Below are 25035 nucleotides of genomic sequence, written 5' to 3' on the forward strand. Positions count from 1 at the left end.
CTCGCAGCCGCCGGCTTCGGGTCGGAGGTAGGCGGCGCCGCCGAGGGTGTCCATGTAGACGCCTTCGGCGGGCTGCCCGTCGGGGGAGCGGTGGGCCCGGTCGCGGACGACTTCGCCCACCTTCGGCTGGTAGGCGGGCGTGCGGGGGCGGCTGGGCATGCGGGCTCCATTGGTTGCTGTGAGTCCCCGAGTTGTTGCGGGGTGTAGCCATGGTGGCCCGAGTGGCTCTACGATTGCCAGGGTCTAACCTTGACTGTTCGGTCTGGTTATGGGGGTCAATATTCATGGCAGCCAACGAGCTTGACGCAACCTCATCGCCGCTAGCGAGGTTCGGCGCAGAACTTCGCAGGTCAAGGCGGGCCATGCGGTGGTCGCAGACCGAACTCGGGCTGCGGATGGGTTACTCGAATGCGATGGTCTCGTACGTCGAACGAGCGAAGAAGTCTGTAACTCATAGCTTCGCAGTTAAGGCTGATGAGGTGTTCGAGACAGGTGGGACGTTCCATGAGCTGTGGCGCCGGTACTCCAAGGCCAGTCTCTTGGAGGGCTTCCCGGAGTTCGCTGATGCGGAAGCGCGTTGCCGTCGACTGCGTACCTTTGCGCTGACGATCGTGACAGGGCTATTGCAGGTGCCCGAGTACGCCGAGGCGCTGGCTCGTGCTGCTGTCCAGAGGGGGGCGATCACACGGTCCGAGGCTGAGGAGCGCGTCGAGTTCCTGGCAACACGTCAGCGCCTCCTGAGTAAAGAGAAAGCGCCCCTGATCCACGCAGTACTGGACGAGAGTTGCTTGGTTCGGCAGGTCGGTGGGCAGGGCATCATGTTGAAACAGCTCGATCGCTTGGCGGAGTTGGCTGCTCAGCCGAACATCACCGTTCAGGTCGCCCCGTTTGACCTCGGAGAGAATCTGCCGTTCGCACTGCCAGTGACCTTGCTGGACCTCCCGGACGGTTCGGTCGTCGGTTATGCCGAGTCGCATGCTCGCGGCCATCTTGAGCGAACCCGCGAGACGGTCACGGGTTGGGAGAGACAGTACGATCAGTTGGTGGTGGAAGCGCTGCCCAAGGCGGCATCCCTGGCACTGATCCACAAGGCTCGGAAGGAGCTAGCCCCATGAACCCTGATCTCTCCGGCGCATCCTGGGCCAAGTCGTCGTACTCCACCAATGGTGGCGAGTGCGTGGAGGTCTCCGCGAGCGTTCCGGGTGCTGTCCCCGTGCGCGACTCCAAGGACCCCGAGGGCCCCGCGCTCGTCTTCCCCAACGATGCCTGGCAGTCGTTCATCGCCGGTGTGCGTACGGGTGAGTTCGGCGCCGTCTGAGCTTGCCTGCGTGTGAGGGCCTCGACCGGCGACCCGGTCGGGGCCCTTTCCACCGGATGTCCCGGGTGCGAAACCCCAGGTTGTTGGGGTACCGGGGGCCCGGGCGGCGTCCAAGACTGTGGCTATGGACACCATCGAGCAGACCCGAACCACAGACAACCGGGAGATCGTGTGTGCCTTCATCGACGCACTGTTCACCCAGGGCGACCTCGCGGCGGTCGACGAGTACCTCGCCGAGGACTTCCTCAACCACGACCCCCCGGTCGGCACCGACACCAGTCGTGAGGGCATGCGCGCGGCCGCCGTGCTGTTCCGCGGCGCGTTCCCCGACTGGCACGCCATGCCCGACTTCCTCGTCGCCGAGGGTGACATGGTCGTGGAGCACTTCAGCGCCAGTGGCACCCAGCGTGGCGAGATCTTCGGCGCGCCGCCCACCGGCCGTACCGTCACGCTGCGGGGGATCAACATCTTCCGGATCCGGGAGGGCCGCATCGTCGAACGCTGGGGCCGGCTCGACGAGCTGGGGCTGCTGCGCCAGCTCGGGCTCGTCCCGGGCCCGGGGTAGTCGGGCGGCGTACGCTGATGTACGTGGTGGCAGGCGCGGGCGTGGAACGCCGACTCGCCGACATCGAGCGACGGTGCCGCAGCGGGCTGGACACCGCCGCGCTGGGCACGGAGATCGTCGGCCGTCTGCGCCGGGTGGTGCCGGCGGAGGCGGCCTTCTCCGCGACCGTCGATCCGGTGACGCTGCTGTTCACCTCGGCGACCGCCGAGGACCCGCTCGGCCCCGTGACGGCGCTGTTCCTCGACAACGAGTTCGGGCAGGCGGACGTCAACAAGTTCGCGGGTCTCGCCGGGGCGGCGGATCCGGTCGGGTCGCTTGACCGGGCCACCGAGGGCAGCCGGACGGACAGCGCCCGCTACCGGGAGATCATGGCCCCGCTGGGGCTCGGCGACGAACTGCGCGCCGCTCTGGTCACCGGGCACCGCTGCTGGGGAGTGCTCTGCCTGCACCGGGAGGCCTCCTCGCCGGGCTTCACCGAGGAGGAGACCGCCCTGGTCCGACGCGTCGCTCCGGTTCTGGCGGCCGGTCTGCGCACGGCGGTGACCGCGCTACCGCCTCCGAACGCCACCACCGGCCCGGACGGGGTTGGCCTCATCCTGCTCGACTCCGCGCTCAGGACGGTGTCCATGAGCCCCGAGGCCGAGCAGTGGCTGACCGACCTCCCCGACGGCGACCGGCAGGACGCGGGTCTGCTCCCGGTCAGCGTGCTCGCGGCCGCCGCCGGGCCGGTGCCCTCGACCGTCCGCGTCCGAGGGCGCTCCGGCCGGTGGCTCGCCCTGCACACCAGTCGCCTGGGCGCGCAGATCGGCGTGGTGGTGGAACCGGCCCGACCGGCGGAACTCGGCGCGGTCCTGCTCAGCGCCCACGGACTCACCGACGCTCAGACCCGGGTCGCCGCCCTGGTCATCCGGGGGCGGTCCACCCGCCAGCTGGTCGACGAACTCCACATCTCCGCCAACACCGTGCAGGAGCACCTGACCGCCGTCTTCGACAAGTTCGGTGTGCGCAGTCGCCGCGAGCTGGTGGCCGTGGTGCTGGCGGACCTGTCCGGGTTCGCCTAACGACCGGTCCTCGTGGCGGGTGACGGCTTCGTCGGGGCCGAACTGCGGTGGACCGCCTCAAGGAGCCGGCGCAGTGCCGGGGGAGGCGGGCCGCTGCGCACCGCGAGCGACGTGGTGACGGTGAGGCCCGCGAGTGGGCGGTAGGCGATCCGGGGGACCGGGGGCAGGCCGGACACCCGGTAGAGGACCGTCCACGAGGGCGCGTCGTCGGCGATCTCCGTGAGCGTCTCGCGCAGCGTGGTGAACGGCGGCCCGGTGACCGGTGTGCCGAGGTCGGCCGCCTGCCAGGCGGCGGTGATCAGGTCGTGGAAGGGCGGGTTCCGCGCGCGGGGGGCCAGGCGCAGCGGCAGGTCGCGCAGGTCGGCCGGGCGGAGCGGATCGAGCGCGGCCGCCGGGTGGTCGGCCGGCAGGGCGGCGTACAGCGGGTCGCTCCAGAGCGGGAGCAGCTCCAGCCCGGGGACGGCGGCCGGGCCGCGTACGAAGGCGGCGTCCAGCGTGCCCGAGCGGACTTGGGCGAGCCGTTCCGGCGGCGCGGCCCGGGTGAGCCGGACGCGGAGCTGCGGCGCGAGGTCCGACAGTGCGGACAGGACGTCGTAGAGCCGGTCGCCGGGCCCGTGGACGGCGCCGAGCCGGAGTACGCCCTCGGCCCCGGCCGCGATCTCGGCCGCCACCCGGCGGGTGCGGTCGGCCGCCGCGAGGACGGCGCGGGCCTCCGGCAGCAGGCGCTCACCGGCGGCGGTCGGCCGGACGCGCCGGGTCGAACGGTCGAAGAGGATCACCCCCAGCTCGCGCTCCAGCCGCATGACCTGCTGGCTGACGGCCGACTGCACGATGCCCAGCCGATCGGCGGCGCGCCCGAACCCGCCCTCGTCGGCCACCGCCACCGCGTACGCCAGTTGCCGGAGTTCCATGCTCCCCGTCCGTCGTCGTCTTCCGCCGCGTCCCCGACCGATCGCGATCACTGATCGGTGTCATCGCCAACTGCTCCTGGTTCGCCCGCTATTCCCGCGTTCGAATGGATCCGATCAGTCGCTTACCCACGAAGGACGTACCGATGCCGACCCCGTACCCCACCACCCCCGAAGCGATCCGCGAGCCGCTGCTCGTCCGGGCGGCCGACGCCGAGCGCGTCGCCCTGTCCGCGGGTAGCGCCTTCCACCTGCTGGCCGACGGTGGCGGCAGTGGTGCCGACGCGCCGGGCGGCGGCGCGTTCGGCGTCAACCGCCTCGTCCTGGCGGAGGGGGCGGACGGCGCCCGGCCGCACTTCCACGCGCGGTCCTCCGAGCTGTTCTACGTGCTCGGCGGCGTCGCGGAGTTCCTGCTGGGTGACCGGTCCAGGGCCGCCGCCGTGGGCGACCTGGTGGTCGTCCCGCCCGGGCTGCCGCACGCCTTCGGCGCGGCACCCGGCCGGACCGCCGCCCTGCTCGTGGTGATGACACCCGCGGTGGAGCGCTTCGGGTACTTCCGCCATCTCGGCCGGGTCGCCGCCGGGCTGGACACCTTCGACCGGCTCCTCCCCGAACAGGACCGCTACGACGTGCACTTCACGGATCCCGCGCTCTGGCAGCAGGCCCGGTCCCGCGCCTGAACCGGACACCTGGGCCGGCGTGTGGTCTCGGCGGTGTGGTCCCGGCCGCTGTCAGTGCGGCGTGAGAGGCTCGCCGCATGGCGATCACGGTCGAAGAGGTGCGCACCCTGGCCCGGTCCCTGCCGCGTACCGAGGAGGCGCTGGTCAGGGACCGGGTCAAGTTCCGGGTCCGGGGGATCGTCTACCTGGCGTTCTCGCGGGACGAGACGGTCATGGGCTTCGCCTTCCCCAAGGAGGAGCGGGTGGCCCTGGTCGCGGCCGAGCCGCAGAAGTTCCTGATGCCGGAGCCGGCGGACGAGCGGTTCAACTGGGTGCAGGTCCGCACGGACGTCGTCGACGCGGCCGAGATGCGTGAACTGGTCGTCGAGGCCTGGCGGATGGTCGTCCCGAAGAAGGTCGCGGCCGAGTACCTGGGGGAGAGCGGCGCGTCGTAGCGCTCAGGCCCGCGGCATGGGCCGGGTCAGGGAAGGAGCCGGGCGTGGTGGACGGCGGGGGAACCGGGGCCGGGGGCGAGTGGGCCCGGCACCGGGGGGCCGGTGACGCTCTTGGTGTCATCGTCGTCGTCCGTGAACGTCGACGTGATCGAGCCCGCGGCCGAGGAGAGCACGCCGATCACGAGGAACGCCACCAGCAGGCCGCGCCCGCCGCTGCTCAGCACCAGGGGGTGGGTCCCCGACACCGGCCCGCTCGGCGCGGTGGTCGGCTCGTCGCCGAACAGCCGCTTCGGATAGGCGGAGGTGAGCATCAGCAGATACGCCAGGTACCGCATCCGGTAGCGCAGGATCGCCGCGGTGGCCTCGAACAGGGCCTGCGGCATCCGGCCCAGGATCAGGACCACCAGCCAGCTGATGAAGGCGACCGTCCACCAGCCGCTGTACAGCACGGCCTGGATGATCATCGCGGGGATGGCCAGGATGATCCGGAAGAACACCGCGAGCCGGTTGAGCTCACCGGGCCGCAGTTCGACCTGTACCGGGTAGCCCGGGGTCCGGAACGCGAAGGGCGGGTAGCGGTCGTGGGTGAGCAGCAGGTACGCGTTCACCCGGGTCTCGTAGGGGACGTACCCCGACAGGTAGTCGGCGGCGAAGCCCGGTAGCCGGCCGAGGAACAGCGCACCGAACCAGCCGATCACGGTGACGAAGAACGCCACCACCGATAGCGCCCAGACCACGATGAACTGCGGGATCAGCAACAGGATCCGCACCAGCACGGTGAGCCGGTTCTGCGGGCCCGGCGGGGACATGTCCAGCACCGGCAGCCACTCGCTGTCCGAGGGAGCGGGCGCGGGGGGAGCCTGCCACATCCGGGCCTCCAGGTCTCGACACCAGGCACGGCGGTACACCGCCGTGTGCTCCGAAGATCGCAGCCGCCCGGCGCCTTCGCGCGCTGCGCTGGGCCGCCCGGGCGACCGCCGTGCGGCGCGGAACGCTGTCGCCCGGGCCGGACCGCGCCCTCGCGTGCCCCGCTGGGCGCGGCTGATTCGTACACTTCCGATGGTTCGGGTGATCGAGCTCGCGCTTTGAATGGTCTCGTGTCGATCAGGGTCGATCAGTTTCTGGCATCGAGCCTCTCGCCCCGGTGTCGGGAGGAATGATCGCAACGGCGGTCGGCCGTGCCGCTGCTGTGTCATGTCTCGGCCATGCAGTGCTCATGTGTGGGGGTACCCGGTTGCCAGCCATCGACGACCACGACGACCGCTTCTGGGGCCGTGACGGGCAGGACGGCCGTCACCGACGTGCCGACCGCTTCGACTTCGACGACCACGCGGACCGTCGCCATGCGGACCGTGTGCACGCGGACCGCGACCGCGAGGACCGTGAGGACGACGACGGTGCCGAGCACGACGCCCTCGCGGACTTCGACGAGTTCCTCCGGATCTCCGCCGGCCTCACCGGCTTCGACGAGGGGGAACTGCGCGCCACCGGCATGGCCCACGAGCACCACCGCACCCTGCTGGCCCGCCGGGTCCGTGACGAACACGCCCTCGTCCACCTCTGGTACGTCGGCGCCTGGCCCGGCGAACAGCCCTCCTCGCCCCGCGCCTACGACCGGGGCCTGATGTGGCGCACCTTCCAGGGCGCCGCGCCCGGCACCGCCGCGCCCGGACACGGCAGCTGGGCCGAGGCGCCGCAGTACGGCGGCGGCCGATGAGCGCGCGCTGGGACGCCGTCGTGGTCGGCGCGGGCTTCGCCGGCTCGCTGGTCGCCGAGCGGCTCGGAGCGCAGGGCTGGCGCGTCCTCGTCCTGGAGGCCGGGCGGGCCTGACCGGCTGACTCGCCGTCCGGCACCCCGCCCGCCTCCGGAGCCGCTGTCAGCCCCCCGGACGACGGTCATCTCGGAACAGCACATTCGGCCGGTGTACTTGGGACGGCGGCACGGGTACCGCGTTGAACTGACACCGGATCGTTGCCGCGATCCGGCTCTCACCAGCAGGAACGCCCTCAGGCTCTACATACGATCACCCCTGTGAATGAAACGCATGGCATAGCCCAATGGATGATCCACCTGCTCTGGGAAGACCCGGTCAAGAAGCTCGGGGTCGTTGCTCTCATCGTTGTCGGGATCGGCTCCCTCGCCCGGATCGAGCGGGCACGACGAGCAGCGGGGCGCTGATCCGTCCGGCGCGACCTCCCGGGCGGAAGGTGTGGACGGCGATGCCGCTGCACGTCGTCGGCGACACCTGCCCGGCACCACCCCCCTACCGCGCGCACCACCCCGGCGGGCCCCTGAGGCAGCCGGCCCGTCCCGGCCGGGGGCATTGCTCAGGAGGTGTGGTCGGGCCAGGGGATGTCGGTGGCGACCGGGGCGGTGTAGTCGATGCCGGGCACCGAGAAGCCGTAGAGGCGGCGGACCTCGGCGCGGAACCAGTCGAGGTCGGCCAGGTCGGCGATGGTCGCCGTGGTGGCGCTCTCCCAGCGGGCCGCGACGGCGGCCTGGACGTCGTCGGTCAGTTCGAAGGTGTCCAGGCGGACCCGGCCCTCGTCGTCCAGGGCGAGCGGGGCGGTGCCGGTGAGCTGGTCCCACAGGGCGGCGAGCTGGTGGATCGGCGGGACGAGGCCGCCCCCGAGGACGCCGCGCAGCAGGCCGGTGTAGAGGGCGATGCCGGGGATCGCGGTGGAGGACTGGGTGACGGCGGCGCCGTTGACGGAGGTCACGGCCCGCCCGCCCACCGTCCTGCCGAGCCGCGCGTCGAGGGTGCGGGCGGTGGCCTCCAGGTGGGCCTTGGCCGCGCCGATGGTGCCCTGCCGGTAGATCGCCGCCGTCAGCGACGAGCCGATGTAGGAGAGCGCGGCGGTGCTGAACCCCTCGGCGAGCAGCCCCCGCCCGGCGAGGTGGTCGATCCAGCGTTCCCAGTCGGCGCCGCCCATCACGGCCACGGTCTGTGCCACGTCGTCGCCCTCGGCCGGCCCGGTCTCGACCTCGCGGACCTCGGGCACGCCGTCCTCGTCGAAGACCAGGGTCTTGGTGCGGTTCACCCCGCCGATCGGCTTGAGGACCGAGGCGTAGGTGGTGCCGGTCTCCGGGTCGGTACGCCGGGGCGCGGCCACCGAGTAGATCAGGTGGTCCAGTCGGCCGCCGAACCGCTGCTCCACGAGATCGGCGACCTGCTCCTTCATCGCGTCGGAGAACGCGTCACCGTTGAGGAAGACCATGTCCCGCCCGGCGGCGCGGGCCAGGTCGGCGGTGGCGGCGGTGCGGTACCAGCCGGCCGTCGCGGTGCGGCGTGCGGTGGGGGCCTTCTCGAAGGACACGCCGATACCGCGGATACCCGCCCGCTTGAGACCGGCGAGCGTGGCCGCCAGACCGTACCCGGCGGAGGAACCGATGACCAGCGCCACCGGCCCGTCGCCCTCCGGCGGAGCGGCCGGGGCGGGGCAGGCCTGCCACATGTCGGCCACCGACTGCCCGCACCCGGCCGGGTGGGAGTCGAGAAAGAGGAACCCCCGGTTGCGGGGAGTGAGAACACGCTCGTTCACGATGGCAGTCCTTGGGTCGGCCGTGACAGGAGCGCGGCGGCCGACCGGGCCACCGCGCCCTGCCAGTCTGTTCCAGGTCGCATGCGGGCCGTGGGCCCTGCCAGGAACAATGATCGCGAGACGATCTTGGAGTGTTTCCACCATGTACGGCCGGGCGAGGAGCGGCCCCGACCTGCTGGCCAGGGCCGCTCGGGGGGAGTTCCGCGCTCGCGCCCGGTGGTCCCGGCGGGGCCGGGTGGACGTTCTCGGGCAGCGCTCGGGGACCGGTCAGTCCTGCGACCGGCCGACCGGGAGTGGCTCCTCGCGACCGGACACCGCGGCCTCCGGCTCCCTCTCGGTGTGGACGCCGCTCTCCCCGCCGGCGGCGGCCGGCTCCTCCTCGGAAGGGTCCGGAGCCCGTGACCAGCGGCCGGCGAGGAGCGTGCCGGCGATCAGCTGGAGCTGGTGGTACACCATCAACGGCATCACCAGCAGCCCGGCCTGCGGTCCGAACAGGACGGTCGCCATCGGCAGGCCGTTCGCCAGGCTCTTCTGTGAGCCGCAGAGGACGGCCGCGATGCCGGACGCCCGGTCGAGCCCCAGCAGGCGGGCGCCGAGCCCGGTGAGGGCGACGGTGGTGGCGAGCAGGGCGAGCAGCACCGCCAGCAGGCCGAGCAGGGCGGTGGGGGTGGTCATGCTCCAGATGCCCTGGGCCACCGCCGCGCTGAAGGCGGTGTAGACGACGAGCAGGATCGACCCCCGGTCCACCGGGGTGAGGAGGCGTTTGTGCCTGGTGAGGAACCCGCCGATCCTCGGGCGCAGCGCCTGCCCGAGGAGGAACGGCACGAGCAGTTGCGCACCGATCCGCAGCAGGCCGTCGGCGGACAGGGCGGTGTGGGCGCCCAGCAGCCAGGCGGCCAGCAGCGGCGTGAGGAGCAGGCCGGCGAGGCTGGAGTAGGTGCCCGCGCAGATGGCAGCCGGGACGTTGCCGCGAGCGGCGCCGGTGAGCGCCACCGAGGACTGCACCGTCGACGGGACGAGGCAGAGGAACAGCACGCCGGTCTGCAGCTGTTCGGTGAGCGGACGGGGTGTCAGGGCGGCGGTGGCGAGCCCGAGCAGGGGGAAGAGGACGAAGGTGCAGGCCAGGACCAGGCCGTGCAGCCGGAGGTGGCGCAGCCCGGCCAGCGTCTCGCGGGCGGAGAGCCGGGCCCCGTACAGGAAGAAGAGCAAGCCGACCGCGAGGTCGCAGGCCAGCTCCGCCCCCCGGGCGGCCCGACCGGTGGCGGGCAGCAAGGTGGCGAGCAGGACGGTACCCGCCAGCGCCGCCACGTACGGGTCGAGCCCGCGCAGCCGGAGCCCGCGTCGAGCCGGAGCGGGCCCGGGCGGCGCGGCCGCCGGGCCGTCCGACCCCGCACTCGGGCCCGCTGCCACGGCCTCCGGGCCGTCCGGCCCCGCAGCAGCCCGATCCGGCGGGCCGGGCGGGCCCGACGAACCTTGCTGATCCGGCGTACCCGGCGGGCCGGCCCCGGGCCCATGAGCCCGGTGCCGGAGCCCGCCGCTCATTCGTCGCTCCCTGCCGACGAGTCGACCGCGGTGACCGGCGCGATCCCCAGCACCGTGCCCACCAGGGCATTGGCCGGCCCCTGGTCACTGCCCGCCGTGCCCTGTCCGGACTGCAGGTTGCCCGACTTGTCGATCTCCAGGAGCGAGTCGGTGCTCACCAACGAGTCCGAGTGGGAGTTGTCGATCACGGTGATCAGGCTGCCGCCCGCCACCGCGGGCGAGGCGGCCCCACCGAGCAGAACGCAGGCGCCGAACAGAGCGGCGGCGGCCGGGCGCCACAGGGCCGAGCGCCACAGGGCCGGAGGCCACAGGGCCCGACGCCTCGGAGATACCTCCCCGGCCGACACCGGTGCGCGATTCGGTGCCGGCCCGCGCGGGACCGAACGGCCCCGCCGCGAGTCGCCCGACGCCGAGTCGCCCGACGCCGAGCCCCCCGACACCGAGCCCCCCGACACCGAGCCGTCCGCCGCCGAGCCGTCCGCCGCCGCGCCCGGCCGCGCCCCGCCGCGCGATGCGGACGTCACGCTCCTACCGCCTCGCGCCGGCGCGGGCGGGCGATGTTCCGCTCCAGCAACTCGGTGGACTCCCGGACCCCGATCTGGGGGCTGTCCTCGGCGGGGGCCGGGAGTCGGCCGTCGGCCACCTTCAGCCCGGCCAGCGCCTCGTCCATCGCGCGGTGCGCCGCGAACAGGCAGGGAGTGCTGTAGATGGCGACGTCGACGCCGAGCTCGCCCAGCTCGGAGAGCGAGAGCCGGGGGGACTTGCCACCGGCGATCTGGTTGAACAGCAGCGGCTTGTCCCCCACGACCTGCCGGATCCGGCGGATCCACTCCTCGCTGCGCACTCCGTCCACCAGGACGATGTCGGCGTCGGTGGCCGCGAGCGCCTCGGCCCGCAGCAGGATGTCACTCTCCTCGGTGGCATCCGTCCGGGCCACCACCACGAGGTCGGTGCGGGCGGCGAGGACCTGGTCGAGCTTCTCCAGGTACTCCTCCAGCGGCAGGACCTGCTTGCCGTCGGCGTGGCCGCAGCGGCGCGGGCGCTTCTGGTCCTCCAGGATGACGCCGGAGGCGCCGATCCGCTCCAGCCTGCGCACCACGTGGCAGGCCACCTCCGGATCGACGTAGCCGTCGTCGATGTCGACCAGGAGATGGTGCTGCGGGAACGCGCCGCGCAGCCGCTCGACGAAGGCCACCATGTCGGGCCAGGCGATGAACCCGATGTCCGGCAGGCCGTAGTAGGACGCCGCGAAGCCGAAGCCCGAGACGAACATGCCGTTGTAGTGCTCGGCCGCGATCGAGGCCGAGTACATGTCGTAGACGCCGATGAGCGGGGTCGTCCCCTGGGCCGCGACGTCCTCGCGGAGGCGCTGCCCGTAGCCCGGCGCCGTGTCTTCGTGAAGCATTGCCTTCTCCTCACCTGCCGAGGTGGGGCGCGGCGCGGCGGGCGGCGGGACCGGCTGACAGCCGGCTACCGCCCGGGCGCGACGCGCACCGGACTTTGCCTGAACTTGGCCATCACTAGGGCCAAATGAGGCACTCTCACTATGCGGCCTTTAATGTTCCGTGGGCAAATCTTTAAATGAAGTTCCCCCGTGTGAGTGATGCGCAGTCATATCAATCGGAATGGCGTAGGAGAATCCGCCGTGGGCGCGCAGGGCACGCAGGGCGCGCAGGGCACACCGGGGCCCGGCCTCCGGATTCCTCCGGGCCGCTCCGCGCCCCTGGGGCCGTGGCGGTCCTGACCACCGGTCAGGCGTCGTCCTCGCCGAGCACGTCGTCCTCGCCGAGCCTCAGCCACCCGCCGACGACGTACCAGTGGCCGCCCGCGCGCAGGTGGTCCACCAGGGCCCGCTGGAGCGGGGTGTCCCGGGGCAGCGACTCCAGCGGCCGGCCGCTGTCGCCGAAGACGTAGCGGAGCGGGTTGTCGTCCGCCGGCTCGCCCGGCGGACGCAGCGGGGTGAACCGTTTCTGGAACCGGACGATGTTGGAGTCCTCCGGCAGGTGGCGGCGGAGCTGAGGATCCAGCAGCCAGGAGGAGATGAACGCCGTCGGGTACGGCTCGGTGGGGAAGTGCCGGGCGAAGAAGTCGCGGGCCCGGGCCAGCGCACGGTCGCAGGCCTCGGCAGAGAGCGGTCCGCTGTGGTCGGGGATGTGCAACTGCAGGCTCCACGGGCCGAACCCGGCCGCGGCCGCCGATTCGGCGTCCGCCCCGGTGAGCCGCTTGCGCTGGAACTGGAGCCGGCCGAGCTGGTACAGCTCGCCCCGGAAGTGCAGGGTCAGCCAGGAGGGGTTGCCCAGCCCGCCGGGGTGGCCCCGCCAACGGCTCACCACCAGCTGCCGGCCGAGGTCGGCCAGGGTGCTCCTGGTCACCGCCGGGCCGATCCCGAGGGCACGGTGGTACGCCCGGGCGTGCGGGGCGAGGGCGACGAAGAGCAGGGTCAGGAGGTGTCCGTCCGCCTCGAACCCCGCCGGCCGGCTGCCATGGAGACCCGACGGCCGGCCGAGTGTCCCGACCGCCGCCACCTGCTCGCGCAGGGCCTCGTCGAACGCGGCCCGCAGCCCGTCGTCCCGGGCCAGCCGGGTGCGCGCGGCCAGGACGGCGTTCACCTCCTCGAACGGGACGGCGAGTTCGAGCAGCGCCTCGGGCAGCTGCTCCGCGTCCGGCAGCGTGACCGGCTCCAACGCGACCTCCTCAGGGCCCGGCGGCGACCCGCCGACCCTATCGGTGCGGTGCGGTGCGGTGCGGCCGCCGGGTCCGGGGAGGGGCCAAGCGCGGGCCCGGGGCGGGCCGAGGGCGGGCCGGGGCTCAGCGCAGCAGCGCGAACACCACGGCGCAGACACCGCCGAGCGCCGTGCCGGCGAGCACCTGCGCGGCCGTGTGGGCCTTCAGCACCAGCCGCGACCAGCCCACCGCCACCGGCGCGGCCGCCGCGACCGGCAGCGCCGCCGGGCCGAACGCCAGCACCAGGATCATCGCGGTGCCCCCGGCCACGGCGTTGTGCAGGGATATCTGCCACCAGACCGTGACGGCGAGCGCCGACACCAGGCCGGCCAGCATCGCCACGACCAGGGCGGCGACCTCCGCCGGGGCGTCCAGCGCGTACAGCAGGGCCACGCCCGCCACCACCGACAGCAGGCTGGCGGCCATCGGGACGACGCGTTGGCGGCGGACCCGGAGGTGCTTGTCGGTCAGCGCGCCGCGCCGCACCCCGAGGGCGATGATGCCGAGCGGCACCACGCCGCAGAACAGCGCGGCCAGCAGGCCCCAGCCGGCCCCGGACCAGCCCTCGGTGCTGTGCGCGCCGACGAGCAGCAGCAGGGCGATGACCAGATGGGCGGGCGCCAGCGATTCGGTGAGGACCCGCGCGACCCGTTCGCGGGGTGAGGCGGTGGCGAAGGCCGGCGGCTCGGGAGGCAGGAAGACGCTCATCCGGGCAGCTCGGAGGGGGTCGGCGTGGTGGTGGTCCGGTGCATCGCGACAGCCTACCGAGCGGGATCGATGCCATCCGCCCGGCCCCGGCGGGAGGGGCGGCCGGCCCTGCCCGTCCCGGCCGGGGGCCGCCCGTCCCTCCCCGCGAACGCCGGCGCGGGACCAGCCGGTACGGGATCAGCCGGTACGGACCACCGGCCGGCCCGCACGGCGATCGCGCAGCGCCTGGAGCAGCCGCCTGGTCGCGCGGGTGGCGACCGGCGGCAGCAGGTCCAGCGCCAGGCGCCGCGGGGCCGAGCGGTGCGCCTGGGCCGCGCCCGGCTTGACCGCGTACTTCAGCCGCACCACCCGCGCACCGGCGATGGCGTCCTCGTCCACCGTGTAGCCGCCGGCCCGCCAGTCCCGGCCGAGCAGCACCCGCTGGAGTTCCCCGGCGTCCCCCCAAGTCCCGTAGAACTTCATGGGGGTGAGCAGCACGGGCCGCAGCCCGCCGGTGAACACCGCCTGCCAGACCGCCGCCGAGACGCCCGGGGTGTGCTCCGAGCGGTAGTCGTCGAGCGCGACCAGCCCGTTCTCGCCCAGTGCCGCCCGGGCGACCTCGATGTCCCCGGCCACGTGCTCGTAGAGGTGCGAGGCGTCGATGTGGACGAAGCGGCAACTGCCGTCCGGGATCCGGCGGTCGGCCAGTACCGAGGTGGGGGCCTGCACGATGACCGGCAACCGCGGGTGGAACGTGAGGTAGTTGGCCTCGAAGGCGCTCCTGGTCAGGGTCTTGCGGTAGGACATCGTCATCTCGGCGGCGTTGTCGGCGTCGCCCGCTTCGGAGTCGAACAGGTCGCAGACGGTCAGCTGCTCGCCGGGCCGGAGGTGGTCCCCGAGCAGGACGGCGCTCCGGCCGAGGTAGGTGCCCAGTTCGAGGATGTCGCCGGTGTGCCCGGCCGCGCTCTGTTCGGTGAGGAAGTGGGCGAAGGCCTCCTGGTCGACCTTGAAGAACCAGCCGGGGATGCCGTCGCGCGTCAGCTGCTGCGGGCGGGCGGTTCCGGTGTCGGCAGTGGGCACGGCGGCCTCCAGGGGTGCGGGCATGGCCCGGCGCGTACGGTTCACCCCGCGGCGGCGCCATGGTGTGAGGCGGATCATCATAGCGACGACACGCCCCAGTTGCGCCAGGCCCGGGACAGGAATCGGTGGACCGTTTCGCACCCTTGTCCGGGGGCCCGACCACGCCCCGGGCGCCCGCGGGCGGCGGCCCTTCCGAGCCTCTCCCACCGCCCGCCTCAGGACGCCCGGCCGCCCTCCAGTTCGGCGATCGTCCCGGCCAGCCAGGCCCGCTCGGCGGCGCCGGACGCGCGGGCGACCAGCAGCATGCCGCGCCGGAACGGGCTGGACTCCTGCTCGGCTGCGACCGGGCGGCCCTGCGCGTCGTAGAAGAAGCTGCTCGGTGCCTCCAGGAACGCCAGCCGGCGCCGCAGGACCGCGGCCTGCGCGACCGGGTCGGTGAGGCGGTCGAGGAAGGCGGCCACGGTGAAGAAGCGGATCTGGTCGGAGATCTCGGCCTCGGCCGGGTCGGCCAGCCGGCGCTCGAGTTCGGCCCGGCCCGCCGCGGTGAGCTCCAGGACCTGCCGCGGCGCGGCACCGCTGCCGGGCTCGCTGCGGCGCTCCAGCAGTCCGGCCTTCTCCAGACGGGCGATGGCGGGGTAGAGGGCGCCGTCGCTGACCGGCCGGGCGTGGCCGGTCAGGCCGGTGATCCGTGACTTCAACTCGTAGCCGTGCAGCGGCTCGTCGTACAGGAAGCCGAGGATCGCGAGGGTGAGCACCGGTGAAGCCCTTCCGTCGTCGCACGCGCCGTTCGGGCGTCATGGTACCTCTTGCCGATGTGCCTCTAAACGATGTATCTCTGTTCGAGACACCTAGAGACACCAAGAGACACCATGAGGGCGGCCGAGCGCTGCCGACGGAACCGGGGGGCGACGTGCGAGGACATCTGCCGAGGCTGATCGGATTGGCGGGGCCGGTCTACGCCGGACTCCTGTCCGGGGTGATCGCCTCGGTCATCAGCACGTACTGGGTCGGCGGGCTCGGCGCGCCCGCCGTCGCCGCCGTCACCCTCGCGGGCACCGTAGAGAACCTCCTGCTGGGCCTGGTCCTGGTGGTCGCCTCCGGCACCACCGTCCGGATCTCGCACGCCGTCGGCGCCGGGGACCGCGCGGCGGCCGGCCGGACCGCGCGGGCGGCCTGGCGGCTCTGCGCCCTCGGCAGCCTGCTGCTCGCCGTCCCCGGCTTCCTGCTGCGCCACCCGATCGCGGACGCCTTTCTGGACGGCCCCGCCGCCGGACTCGCCGCGGACTACTTCGCGATCGCCTTCCCCGCCGCCGGACTCTTCTTCGGCCAGCGGGTGGCCGACGAGCTCTTCAAGGGCACCGGCGACACCCGGACGCCGATGCGGCTCGCCCTGCTGACCAACGCGCTGCTGCTCCTCCTCGACCCGCTGCTGATCCTCGGACCGGGACCGTTCCCGGCCCTCGGCGTGAGGGGCGCGGCGCTCGCCCTGACCACCGCGCGCGCCCTCACCTTCGCCGTCACGCTGCTGCTCCGGCGCCGGCGCCGCCGGACCGCGCCCCCGGCGGGCGGGCTCCTGCCGGAGGCCCGCCGGATCGTCTCCGCCGGAGCCTCGTTCGGCCTCGACTTCACCGCCCGGATGGGCGTCGGCACGGTGCAGCTCGCCCTGGTCGCGTCCTTCGGCGTACCGGCGGTCGCCGGCTACGGCGTGGGCTACCGCGTGATGCTGGTCGTGACCATGGCCTTCTACGCCGTACGGCAGGCCGCCGCCATCGAGGCGGCCCGGCTGACCGGCGCGGGCGACACGGCGGGGCTGCGCACCCTGGGCCGTGACACCGCCCGGCTGGCCGGCACCCTCGGCGCGGGCGCCGCCGTCCTCTGCGCGGCGCTCGCGGTGCCGGTGACCGCGCTCTTCACCCGGGACGACGCGGTCGCCGCCCAGGCCGTCGGCTACCTGCGGATGGCCGGGCTCTACGTACTGCCGTACGCCCTGGTGGTGACCCTCGGCGGCGTGCTCCAGGCCACCGGCGCGGGCCGCCGCCTGGTGACGGCCAGCCTGCTCGGACTCGCCGTCCAACTCGCCGCCGGCGTGGCCCTGTCGGTCCCGCTCGGGGTGAACGGACTCTGGACCGGCATGGCGGTGGGCGCGCTGACCCAGCTGATCCTGATGCGCCTGCCGGCCCCGAAGCGCCGCCGAACCCCCGGACCGGTGGGCGAGCCCGCCGAGCCGGTTGGCGCGGCCGAACCCACCGGGCAGACCCCGCTTCGGGCCCCGGTGGAGTGACGCTCACCCCGATGCGCGGGCGAGCAACCGGTCTCCAAGGCGCGGCGCCGTCCATCGGGTACGTGGAGACCGCCGAAATCGTCGACAACTCGACGGCGTGAAGCGATCGACGGGCCCGAGGGCACCGACCGAAGGGCCGAACGCACTTGCGGGGGAGTGACCGGTTCAGTGCCCCGGCCGCGTCGCCTCCACCACCCCCGCCGCCCGGGCCCGGGTCGGGAGGCGGGTCGCGAGCAGGACGCCGACCGCCGCCGTGGCCGCGAGGACCAGCAGGGCCGGGCCCATGGCGGTCACGAGCGGACGGCCGGCGGTGAGGGTGGTCGCGGCGGCGGTCCCCAGGGCCGGGCCGATGTTCATCACGGTCTGCTGGAGCCCGCCGGCGACGCCCGCGTCCGCCACCGAGGCGTCGCGGACGAGGGCGGCCGTCGCGGTGACCATCACCGCCCCGAACCCGCTGCCCAGCAGGAGGAAGCTGCCGCCGATCGCGACGGCCCCGGAGGACTCGTCGAACCGGGCCGCGAGCAGGGTGCCGAGCGTGAGCAGCAGCATCCCGGCCCCGGCGGTGGCCCGGGCCCCGTGGCGGCGCAGCAGCACCGCGGCGGCCGGGGCGGCGGCGACCATCGTGACGGCCAGCGGCAACGCCCGGACGCCGGACTGGAACGGGTCCAGCCCGAGCACGTCCTGGAGGAAGTAGGTGGCCAGGAACAACGTCCCGAAGAGCGCCGCGGACGCGGTCAGCAGCACCCCGAGCGAGGACGCGACGGTGGGCGGGGCGAACACCCGCGGCGGCAGCAACGGGTGTGCCGCGCGCCGCTGTTGGTGGACGAAGGCGGTGCCGAGCAGGGTCGCGGCGAGCAGGCCGAACACGGTGGCGGCCGGCCGGCCGTGCTCGGGCACCCCGACGAGCGTGTGCACCAGGCAGACCAGCGCCGCCGCGAGCAGGGCGGCGCCCGGCAGGTCGAGCGCGCGCAGGGCGCCGGCGGACCGGTCGGTGGGTGGCTGCGGAATCCGCACGGCCAGCGCGGCGAGCCCGGCCGCGACGGCGGGGAGGACGGTGAGGAAGAAGACCGCCCGCCAGCCCAGTTGGGCGGTCAGCGCCCCGCCGACGACCGGTCCGGCGGCGGCCGCCAGGCCGATCGCGCCGGTGCGCAGGGCGATCGGCATCGCGAGCCGGTCGGCCGGGTAGGCCGCGCGCAGCATGCCCAGGGTGGCGGGCTGCAGCAGCGCGCCCGCCACGCCCTGGGCGACGCGCAGGCCGATCACCCAGCCGATGCCGGGCGCCAGGCCGATCCCGGCCGATACGGCGGCGAAGCCCAGCACGCCCACGGCGAAGACGCGTTGGTGGCCGTAGCGGTCACCCAGCCGGCCGGCGAAGACCAGCAGGCTCGCCACCGCGATCAGGTAGGCGGTGCTGGTCCACTGGACGGCGGTGAAGGAGGCGTTGAGGTCGTGCTGCATGGCGGGCCGGGCGACGGTGAGGACGGTGCCGTCCAGGGCCACGATGGAGGCGCCGGTGATGCTCCCGGCGAGGGTGAGGCGCCGGCGGGCGGGCGTGTTCACCGGGCCTCCGGGCCCAGGTGGGCGGCCAGGGCGGCGTGCAGCAGCGGCTCGATGTCGTCGCTGCCGGTGGCGAGTTGGAGGCTGCCCCAGGCGCGGAGCTGGGCGAGCCCGTGCAGGTTGGCCCAGAGTGCGGCGGCCGCCGCCGCGGGCTCCGCGCCGCTCGGTGGCCGCACCTCGGCGACCAGGGCGGTGAAGGTCCGGAAGAGCGGGAGGCTGGTCCGCCGCAGGCCGATGCCGCTGCCCTCCAGCAGGTCGTGGCGGAACATCAGCTCGAACATGCCGGGCTGGGCGGCGGCGAAGCCGAGGTAGCCGCGGGCGAGTGCGGCGAGCCGCTCGCGCGGGCCCGGGCCCGCGCCGGCCGTCGCACGGGTGAGGTCGGCGGCCAGCTCGTCGAAGCCGTGCCGGGCGATGGCGGACAGCAGCTCGACGTGGGTGGCGAAGTAGCGGCGCGGCGCGCCGTGCGAGACGCCGGCCTGGCGGGCGATCTCGCGCAGCGAGAGCGCGTGGACCCCCTGAGCCGTCACCAGTTCGACGCCGGCCGCCACCAGCCGGGCGCGCAGGCCCGAACCCTGATCAGTCATAGACACTGTCTACCAGGAGCGAGTAGACAGTGTCTACTCGCCGTCGCGGGGGTGGGCCGGGCAGAATCGGCGGTGTGGACGAAGGCGGCGAATCGGCGTGCTGGCTGGACCGGGTCTGCCCGGAGTGCGGCCGGCTGCGCGAGCGGGCCGGGCGGCAGCCCTGCGAGAACTGCGGTGCGGTGCCGGACCCCGAGCCCGGCCGCCGGCCCGGGTCGGGCCGGGAGCCCGGCCCCGGGGCGGACCGGTCCGACTGATCCGCCCCGGGCCCCGGCCTCAGCGCGGCAGCCCGTTGGCCGGCTGCTCCTGCGCGAACCCGTCCTGCGCGAACCCGTCCTGAACGAGCTCCGCCGGCTCCGGTCCCTCGAACGTGATCGCCTCCGGCACCGTGGCGGCGTCGCTCGCCCCGGCGTCGGGCAGCCGTTCGGCGCCCGGCGAGACCCGGGCCGCCGGAGCCCAGCGCCCGCGCAGCGCCCCGAGGCGCTCCACCGCGGGCTGGGTGTACCGGGCCGCGAGCGGGCCGGTGACCACCAGGATCAGCACGTACGCGGTGGCGAACGGCCCGAGTTCGGGCTCGATGCCCGCGGTGACGGCCAGACCGGCGATGACGATGGAGAACTCCCCGCGCGAGACCAGCGCGCCGCCGGCCCGCCAGCGGCCGCGTTCGCCGATCCCGGCCCGGCGGGCGGCCCAGTACCCCGTCGCCACCTTGGTGAGCGCGGTGACCACGGCCAGTAGCAGCGCGGGCAGCAGGACGGGCGGGATGCTCGTCGGATCCGTGCTGAGCCCGAAGAAGACGAAGAAGACCGCCGCGAAGAGGTCCCGCAGCGGGCTGAGCAGGGTGTGCGCGCCCTCGGCGGCCTCGCCGGAGAGGGCGATGCCGACCAGGAACGCCCCGACCGCGGCGGACACCTGGAGCTGCTGCGCGAGGCCGGCCACCAGCAGGGTCAGTCCGAGGACGACCAGCAGCAGCTTCTCCGGGTCGTCGTGCGAGACGAACTTCGAGATCACCCGGCCGTAGCGGAGCGCGACGAAGAGCACGGCGCCCGCGGTGGCGAGCGCGATGGCGAGGGTGAGCGAGCCGGCGAGCAGGCCGGCGCCGGCCAGCAGCGCGGTCAGGATCGGCAGGTAGACGGCCATCGCGAGGTCCTCCAGCACCAGGATGCTGAGGATCACCGGGGTCTCCCGGTTGCCGAGCCGGCCGAGGTCGCCGAGCACCTTGGCGATCACCCCGGAGGAGGAGATCCAGGTGACGCCGGCCAGCACCACGGCGGCGACCGGGCCCCAGCCGAGGAGCAGGGCGGCGGCCGCGCCGGGCAGTGCGTTGAGCACGAAGTCGACGGCGCCGGCCGGGTACTGGGCCTTGAGGTTGGTCACCAGGTCGGCGGCGGTGTACTCCAGACCCAGCATCAGCAGCAGCAGGACGACGCCGATCTCGGCGCCGGTGGCCACGAACTCCTCGCTGGCGCTGAGCGGCAGCAGGCCGCCCTTGCCGAAGGCCAGTCCGCCGAGCAGGTAGAGCGGGATGGGCGAGAACCCGTACCGGCCGGCTATTCGGCCGAGCAGGCCGAGGACCAGGATGACCGAGCCGAGTTCGATGAAGACGCTTGCGGTGTGCATCCGATCACTCCCTGCCCAGGATCGCGGCGGCGGCGTCCACGCCCTCGCGGGTGCCGATCACGATCAGGATGTCCCCGCCGGCCAGCCGGAAGTCGGGGGTCGGGGAGGGCACGGCGCCGGTGCGGCGCAGCACGGCGACGATCGAGGCGCCGGTCTCGGTGCGCATCCGGGTCTCGCCGAGCACCCGGCCGTTCCAGTGCGAGGCGCCCTCGACGGGGAGGCGTTCGGCGACCAGGCCCAGGTCGGTGGTGTGCAGCAGGCCCGGGTTGTGGTGAGCGGGCGTCAGGGCGTCGACCAAGGCGGTGGACTCCTCGGCCGTCAGCCGGAACGCCTGGGCGCAGGCGTCGGGGTCGTCCGAGCGGTAGACGTTGAGGCTGCGTGAGCCGTCCCGGTGGGCGATGACGGACAGGTGCCGTTGTTCTCGGGTGGTGAGGTCGTACTGGACGCCGACGCCGGGCAGGGGAGTGGTCCGGACACGGGGGATCGACACGACGGCTGTCCTCTCGTCAGGGCTTCCCGCTGGCGTGCGCGACGTCCGCCGGAACAGGGCCGGCCGTCCGCCGGAACTGGGCCGGCCCGGCGGGGCGGCCGCTCACCCGGACGGGTGAACGGCGCCGCGCCGTGTGCGACACGCGGAAGCGCTACCGTGCCAATGGTAATGACTGTGTAAAGCCCTCCTGGTGAGAGGGTCCCCGCGGGCGCCCGTACGGTCCGAGGGGAGCGCTCGTCCGGCCGTGGACGCGCGGTACCCCGGCCGGGTGCGCGCGTGGTCGCGCTCACCCGGCCGGGGTACCGGACCCGTGTGTCCGGACTGCGTCGGCGGGCTACTGGGGAGGCTGGTCGCGGAACTGGTCCTTGACCTTGTCCTGGGCCGTGTCGACGTGGCCGCTGTACTTGCCCTGGGTCCGTTGGTCGACGGTGTCACCGGCCTTGTCGACGGCCTTGTCCGCCTGGTCCTCGTGGCCCTTCAGCATCTGCTTGATCTTGTCGATCATGGACATTCGGTCACCCTCCTGGATGAGACGGCCCCTCCCCTCCAGGATCACCGCGCCGCCGGATGTCCGCATCCGGTCAGCTTTCGCGGCAGGGTTGGCAAGGTGGCCCGGGGCATGTCAAATCGGGATCTCCATGGACTCTCGGAAGGACCTGCCGTGAATGCTCGGACCCGCCGCCCGACCGTCTCACCCCGCCCGGGCGCTGCCCGCACCACCCGGGTCGCGAGCTCCGCGCTGGCGGTCGCGGCCCTGGTGACCCCGCTGCTGCTGGTCGGCGCCGGGAGCGCCGCGGCCGCACCGGACCCGGGCCGCAAGGGAGCCAAGCTGGCCGCCCGGCTCGTCGAGGAGAGCAGCGCCGGCAGCGCCCGCCGGACGCTGGCCGCACTGCAGCGGGTCGCGGACCGCAACGGCGGCAACCGGGTGGCGGGCTCCCGCGGCCACGACGAGTCGGCGCGCTACGTCTACGAGCAGGCCCGCCAGGCCGGTCTGAAGGTGTCGAAGCAGGAATTCGAGTACACCTTCTTCCAGGCCCTCGCGCAGAAACTGACGGTGGTGTCCCCCCAGGCCGAGGACGTACCGGTGATCGCCATGACGTACTCCGTCGGCGGCCCGGCGGCCGGTCTGACCGCCCCGCTCGCGGTCGTCCCGGCGGACGACACCACCGGCTGCGAGGCGGGGGACTACGCGGCCGGCGCGTTCACCGGCCGGATCGCGCTGATCAAGCGCGGCGGCTGCAGCTTCGCCGTCAAGGCGGCCGCGGCGGCGGACGCCGGTGCGACCGGCGTCCTCGTCTACAACAACACCGACGGCGACCTCAACGGCACCCTCGGGGAGCCGACCGCCGGCCGCGTCCCGACCGGCGGGATCAGCAGGGCGGCGGGCGAGGCGCTGGTCGCCAAGGCCGCCGCCGGGCCGGTCACGGTGAGCCTGGACATCCGTACCCTCATGGAGAAGCGCAAGACCTGGAACGTCATCGCCGAGACCCGCGGCGGCGATCCGGCGAACACCGTCGTCATCGGCTCCCACCTGGACTCCGTGGTGGCGGGCCCGGGCATCAACGACAACGGCTCCGGCTCGGCGGGCGTCCTGGAGGTGGCGAAGAACCTCGGCGACCGGCCGGTCAGGAACAAGGTCAGGTTCGCCTGGTGGTCGGCCGAGGAGTTCGGCCTCAAGGGCTCCGAGGCCTACGTGGCGTCACTCTCCGCGGCCGAGCAGAAGAAGATCAAGCTCTATCTGAACTTCGACATGATCGCCTCGCCCAACTCCGCCCAGTTCGTCTACGACGGCGACGACTCCGACCACGTCGGCTCCGGCCCCGGCCCGGACGGCTCGGCGCAACTGGAGCGGCGCATCACCGACTACCTGGACCGCCGGGGCCTGCCGCACGAGGGCACCGACTTCACCGGCCGCTCCGACTACGGCCCGTTCATCGACGCGGGGATCCCGGCGGGCGGCACCGACACCGGCGCCGAGGTGATCAAGTCCGCGGCGCAGGCGGCGCGTTACGGCGGCACGGCCGGGGTGGCGTTCGACACGTGCTACCACAAGGCCTGCGACAACCTGGGCAACCTCGACCTGTTGGCCTTCGACGTCAACATCGACGTGATCGCCGACGCCGTCGGCACCTACGCCTGGGACCTCTCCTCGCTGCACGCGCCGGTGGTGCCGCAGCACACCGAGGGCCAGGCCGGCAGCGGTGGCGGCCTCCACGAGGGCCACACCCACGAGGTCTCGGCCTGACCGCCCGGGGCCCCGCCACCGGGCGGGGCCCCGGAGCCGCCCCGTTCCCCGCCGTTCCCCGCTGCGCCGCGCCCTTTCCCCGTCGCGCTCCCGGGCCGCACCCGGACGGCGGCCGGTCGGCCGGGGCCGATGAGTGCGCCGCCCGGGCTGCTGACACCATGGCACCGAGATCACGTCACCGTGACACCCTCGGAGGAGTCAGCATCATGAGCACGCACTACGACGTCGTCGTCCTCGGCGCGGGTCCCGGCGGCTACACCGCCGCCGTCCGGGCCGCCCAGCTGGGCCTGCGGACCGCCGTCATCGAGGCCAAGTACTGGGGCGGGGTCTGTCTCAACGTCGGCTGCATCCCCTCCAAGGCCCTGCTGCGCAACGCCGAGCTGGCGCACATCTTCACCAAGGAGGCCAAGACCTTCGGCATCAAGGTCGAGGGCACGGTGAGCTTCGACTTCGGCGAGGCGTTCCGCCGCAGCCGGACCGTCGCCGACGGCCGGGTCAAGGGCGTCCACTACCTGATGAAGAAGAACGGCATCACCGAGTACGACGGCCGGGGCACCTTCGTCGACGACCGCACCCTCCAGGTCGCGCTGAGCGGCGGCGGCTTCGAGGTCGTCACCTTCGACCACTGCGTCATCGCGGCCGGCGCCACCACCCGGCTGCTCCCCGGCACCAGCCTCAGCGAGCGCGTGGTCACCTACGAGGAGCAGATCCTCACCGAGGAGCTGCCGGGCAGCATCATCATCGCGGGCGCCGGCGCGATCGGCGTCGAGTTCGCGTACGTGCTGCACAACTACGGCGTGAAGGTCACCATCGTCGAGTTCCTCGACCGGATGGTGCCGCTGGAGGACGCCGAGGTCTCCGCCGAGCTCGGCAAGCAGTACCGCAAGCTCGGCATCGAGGTGCTCACCTCGACCCGGGTGGAGTCGATCGACGACAGCGACCCGGCCGCCAAGGTCAGGGTCACCGTCACCCGCGACGGTCAGCAGCAGGTGCTGGAGGCCGACAAGGTGCTCCAGGCGATCGGCTTCGCGCCCCGGGTGAACGGCTACGGCCTGGAGAACACCGGGGTGAAGCTCACCGACCGCGGCGCGATCGACGTCGACGGCCGGGGCCGCACCAGCGTCGACCACATCTTCGCGATCGGTGACGTGACGGCCAAGCTGATGCTGGCCCACGCGGCCGAGTCGATGGGCGTGATCGCCGCCGAGACCATCGGCGGGGCCGAGACCATGGAGCTCGACTTCGTGATGATCCCGCGCGCCACCTACTGCCAGCCGCAGATCGCCAGCTTCGGGTACACCGAGGCGCAGGCCCGCGAGCAGGGGTACGACGTCAAGGTCGCCAAGTTCCCGTTCACCGCCAACGGCAAGGCGCACGGGCTCGGCCACCCGATCGGCTTCGTCAAGGTGATCAGCGACGGCAAGCACGGCGAGCTGCTGGGCGCCCACCTGATCGGCCCCGAGGTCACCGAGCTGCTGCCGGAGCTGACGCTGGCCCAGCAGTGGGACCTCACCGTGCACGAGGTGGCCCGCAACGTGCACGCCCACCCGACGCTCGGCGAGGCGGTCAAGGAGGCCGTCCACGGCCTGGCCGGGCACATGATCAACATGTGACGAGGGCTCACCCGGGAGCGCGCTCCCGGGGTGCCGGGCGGGCCCCGCATCCGCTGGAGTAGTCGCCGATGACACACGACCTGACCGACCACGAACTGCCCACCCCC

28 protein-coding genes are annotated in these 25035 nt (G+C 73.4%); 13 read left to right on the forward strand and 15 right to left on the reverse strand.

All coding sequences use genetic code 11. The annotated features are described in order from the left end of the window. The first annotated feature begins 284 nt into the window (after window positions 1-284). From ABZ497_RS33685 to ABZ497_RS33700, 4 genes are all read left to right on the forward strand, one after another. Entirely contained in the window at window positions 285-1115 is an 831-nt protein-coding gene (locus ABZ497_RS33685) for a helix-turn-helix transcriptional regulator (RefSeq protein ID WP_359811147.1), read from the forward strand. Continuing rightward, window positions 1112-1318, forward strand: a complete 207-nt coding sequence (locus tag ABZ497_RS33690) for a DUF397 domain-containing protein (protein ID WP_359811150.1) — start codon at window positions 1112-1114, stop codon at window positions 1316-1318. The genes ABZ497_RS33685 and ABZ497_RS33690 overlap by 4 nt, the downstream gene beginning before the upstream one ends. Window positions 1319-1442: 124 nt before the next feature. Beyond that, window positions 1443-1883, forward strand: a complete 441-nt coding sequence (locus ABZ497_RS33695) for an ester cyclase (protein ID WP_359811152.1) — start codon at window positions 1443-1445, stop codon at window positions 1881-1883. Window positions 1884-1906: 23 nt separating this feature from the next. Beyond that, complete coding sequence (locus ABZ497_RS33700) at window positions 1907-2944, forward strand: LuxR C-terminal-related transcriptional regulator (RefSeq protein WP_359811155.1); 1038 nt, start codon at window positions 1907-1909, stop codon at window positions 2942-2944. Here the strand turns inward: ABZ497_RS33700 and ABZ497_RS33705 are convergent. After that, entirely contained in the window at window positions 2941-3855 is a 915-nt protein-coding gene (locus ABZ497_RS33705) for a LysR family transcriptional regulator (protein WP_359811158.1), read from the reverse strand. The genes ABZ497_RS33700 and ABZ497_RS33705 overlap by 4 nt on opposite strands. Before the next feature lie 143 nt (window positions 3856-3998). On the opposite strand from ABZ497_RS33705, the gene ABZ497_RS33710 reads away from it, so the two are divergent. After that, window positions 3999-4532, forward strand: a complete 534-nt coding sequence (locus ABZ497_RS33710) for a cupin domain-containing protein (RefSeq protein ID WP_359811161.1) — start codon at window positions 3999-4001, stop codon at window positions 4530-4532. A 77-nt stretch (window positions 4533-4609) separates the two neighbouring features. After that, window positions 4610-4966, forward strand: a complete 357-nt coding sequence (locus ABZ497_RS33715; protein ID WP_359811164.1) for an MmcQ/YjbR family DNA-binding protein — start codon at window positions 4610-4612, stop codon at window positions 4964-4966. 26 nt (window positions 4967-4992) lie between these two features. On the opposite strand, the gene ABZ497_RS33720 is transcribed toward ABZ497_RS33715, so the two are convergent. Next, on the reverse strand, window positions 4993-5835 hold the full coding sequence (locus ABZ497_RS33720) for a DUF4389 domain-containing protein (RefSeq protein ID WP_359811167.1): 843 nt from the start codon (window positions 5833-5835) through the stop codon (window positions 4993-4995). A gap of 365 nt (window positions 5836-6200) precedes the next feature. Between ABZ497_RS33720 and ABZ497_RS33725 the strand changes: the two genes are divergently transcribed. The 3 genes from ABZ497_RS33725 to ABZ497_RS33735 all read left to right on the forward strand — a co-directional run bounded on the left by ABZ497_RS33725 (window position 6201) and on the right by ABZ497_RS33735 (window position 7144). Continuing rightward, window positions 6201-6683 carry a hypothetical protein gene (locus ABZ497_RS33725; RefSeq protein ID WP_359811170.1) on the forward strand — a complete coding sequence of 161 codons (483 nt, stop codon included), beginning with the start codon at window positions 6201-6203 and terminating at the stop codon, window positions 6681-6683. After that, complete coding sequence (locus ABZ497_RS33730) at window positions 6680-6796, forward strand: NAD(P)-binding protein (protein ID WP_359811172.1); 117 nt, start codon at window positions 6680-6682, stop codon at window positions 6794-6796. The genes ABZ497_RS33725 and ABZ497_RS33730 overlap by 4 nt, the downstream gene beginning before the upstream one ends. A gap of 201 nt (window positions 6797-6997) precedes the next feature. Beyond that, on the forward strand, window positions 6998-7144 hold the full coding sequence (locus tag ABZ497_RS33735) for a hypothetical protein (RefSeq protein WP_359811175.1): 147 nt from the start codon (window positions 6998-7000) through the stop codon (window positions 7142-7144). Window positions 7145-7293: 149 nt separating this feature from the next. Here ABZ497_RS33735 and fabV read toward each other — a convergent pair whose 3' ends face one another. From fabV to ABZ497_RS33775, 8 genes are all read right to left on the reverse strand, one after another. Beyond that, window positions 7294-8508, reverse strand: coding sequence for an enoyl-[acyl-carrier-protein] reductase FabV (fabV, locus tag ABZ497_RS33740; RefSeq protein ID WP_359811178.1), 1215 nt, complete (start codon window positions 8506-8508; stop codon window positions 7294-7296). Window positions 8509-8775: 267 nt separating this feature from the next. Continuing rightward, window positions 8776-9837, reverse strand: a complete 1062-nt coding sequence (locus ABZ497_RS33745) for a bile acid:sodium symporter family protein (protein ID WP_359811209.1) — start codon at window positions 9835-9837, stop codon at window positions 8776-8778. Window positions 9838-10046: 209 nt separating this feature from the next. Then, on the reverse strand, window positions 10047-10238 hold the full coding sequence (locus tag ABZ497_RS33750; RefSeq protein ID WP_329485823.1) for a hypothetical protein: 192 nt from the start codon (window positions 10236-10238) through the stop codon (window positions 10047-10049). Window positions 10239-10570: 332 nt separating this feature from the next. Further along, a complete protein-coding gene (locus ABZ497_RS33755; protein WP_329485822.1) occupies window positions 10571-11455 on the reverse strand; it encodes an isocitrate lyase/PEP mutase family protein in 885 nt (294 codons plus the stop codon). A gap of 346 nt (window positions 11456-11801) precedes the next feature. Beyond that, window positions 11802-12734, reverse strand: coding sequence for an acyltransferase domain-containing protein (locus ABZ497_RS33760; protein ID WP_359811181.1), 933 nt, complete (start codon window positions 12732-12734; stop codon window positions 11802-11804). Between the two features lie 124 nt (window positions 12735-12858). Then, entirely contained in the window at window positions 12859-13482 is a 624-nt protein-coding gene (locus tag ABZ497_RS33765; protein WP_359811184.1) for a hypothetical protein, read from the reverse strand. Window positions 13483-13659: 177 nt separating this feature from the next. After that, window positions 13660-14565, reverse strand: coding sequence for a class I SAM-dependent methyltransferase (locus ABZ497_RS33770; protein ID WP_359811187.1), 906 nt, complete (start codon window positions 14563-14565; stop codon window positions 13660-13662). A 191-nt stretch (window positions 14566-14756) separates the two neighbouring features. Next, window positions 14757-15296 (reverse strand): PadR family transcriptional regulator, encoded by a 540-nt coding sequence (locus ABZ497_RS33775; protein WP_359811190.1) that lies wholly within the window; start codon window positions 15294-15296, stop codon window positions 14757-14759. Window positions 15297-15451: 155 nt separating this feature from the next. Here ABZ497_RS33775 and ABZ497_RS33780 point away from each other — a divergent pair, with 155 nt between their 5' ends. Continuing rightward, window positions 15452-16822, forward strand: coding sequence for an MATE family efflux transporter (locus ABZ497_RS33780; protein WP_359811192.1), 1371 nt, complete (start codon window positions 15452-15454; stop codon window positions 16820-16822). A gap of 165 nt (window positions 16823-16987) precedes the next feature. On the opposite strand, the gene ABZ497_RS33785 is transcribed toward ABZ497_RS33780, so the two are convergent. Beyond that, window positions 16988-18382, reverse strand: a complete 1395-nt coding sequence (locus tag ABZ497_RS33785) for an MFS transporter (protein WP_359811195.1) — start codon at window positions 18380-18382, stop codon at window positions 16988-16990. Further along, window positions 18379-18963, reverse strand: coding sequence for a TetR/AcrR family transcriptional regulator (locus tag ABZ497_RS33790; protein ID WP_359811198.1), 585 nt, complete (start codon window positions 18961-18963; stop codon window positions 18379-18381). Before ABZ497_RS33790 ends, ABZ497_RS33785 begins: the two co-directional genes overlap by 4 nt. A gap of 74 nt (window positions 18964-19037) precedes the next feature. Between ABZ497_RS33790 and ABZ497_RS33795 the strand changes: the two genes are divergently transcribed. Continuing rightward, window positions 19038-19217 carry a hypothetical protein gene (locus ABZ497_RS33795; RefSeq protein WP_329485814.1) on the forward strand — a complete coding sequence of 60 codons (180 nt, stop codon included), beginning with the start codon at window positions 19038-19040 and terminating at the stop codon, window positions 19215-19217. Window positions 19218-19236: 19 nt separating this feature from the next. Here the strand turns inward: ABZ497_RS33795 and ABZ497_RS33800 are convergent, their stop codons facing one another. From ABZ497_RS33800 to ABZ497_RS33810, 3 genes are all read right to left on the reverse strand, one after another. Further along, window positions 19237-20580 carry a cation:proton antiporter gene (locus ABZ497_RS33800; RefSeq protein WP_359811200.1) on the reverse strand — a complete coding sequence of 448 codons (1344 nt, stop codon included), beginning with the start codon at window positions 20578-20580 and terminating at the stop codon, window positions 19237-19239. Between the two features lie 4 nt (window positions 20581-20584). Next, entirely contained in the window at window positions 20585-21070 is a 486-nt protein-coding gene (locus ABZ497_RS33805; RefSeq protein ID WP_359811203.1) for a TrkA C-terminal domain-containing protein, read from the reverse strand. Between the two features lie 334 nt (window positions 21071-21404). Next, a complete protein-coding gene (locus tag ABZ497_RS33810) occupies window positions 21405-21581 on the reverse strand; it encodes an antitoxin (protein ID WP_352296742.1) in 177 nt (58 codons plus the stop codon). Window positions 21582-21827: 246 nt separating this feature from the next. Here ABZ497_RS33810 and ABZ497_RS33815 point away from each other — a divergent pair, with 246 nt between their 5' ends. Together ABZ497_RS33815 and lpdA are read left to right on the forward strand one after the other, a co-directional pair. Beyond that, entirely contained in the window at window positions 21828-23315 is a 1488-nt protein-coding gene (locus tag ABZ497_RS33815) for a M28 family metallopeptidase (protein ID WP_359811211.1), read from the forward strand. A gap of 206 nt (window positions 23316-23521) precedes the next feature. Then, window positions 23522-24928 carry a dihydrolipoyl dehydrogenase gene (gene lpdA, locus ABZ497_RS33820; RefSeq protein WP_359811206.1) on the forward strand — a complete coding sequence of 469 codons (1407 nt, stop codon included), beginning with the start codon at window positions 23522-23524 and terminating at the stop codon, window positions 24926-24928. The last annotated feature ends 107 nt before the right edge of the window (window positions 24929-25035 follow it).

Origin of the sequence: Kitasatospora sp. NPDC005751, assembly GCF_040630835.1 — a bacterium.
GTDB lineage: Bacteria > Actinomycetota > Actinomycetes > Streptomycetales > Streptomycetaceae > Kitasatospora.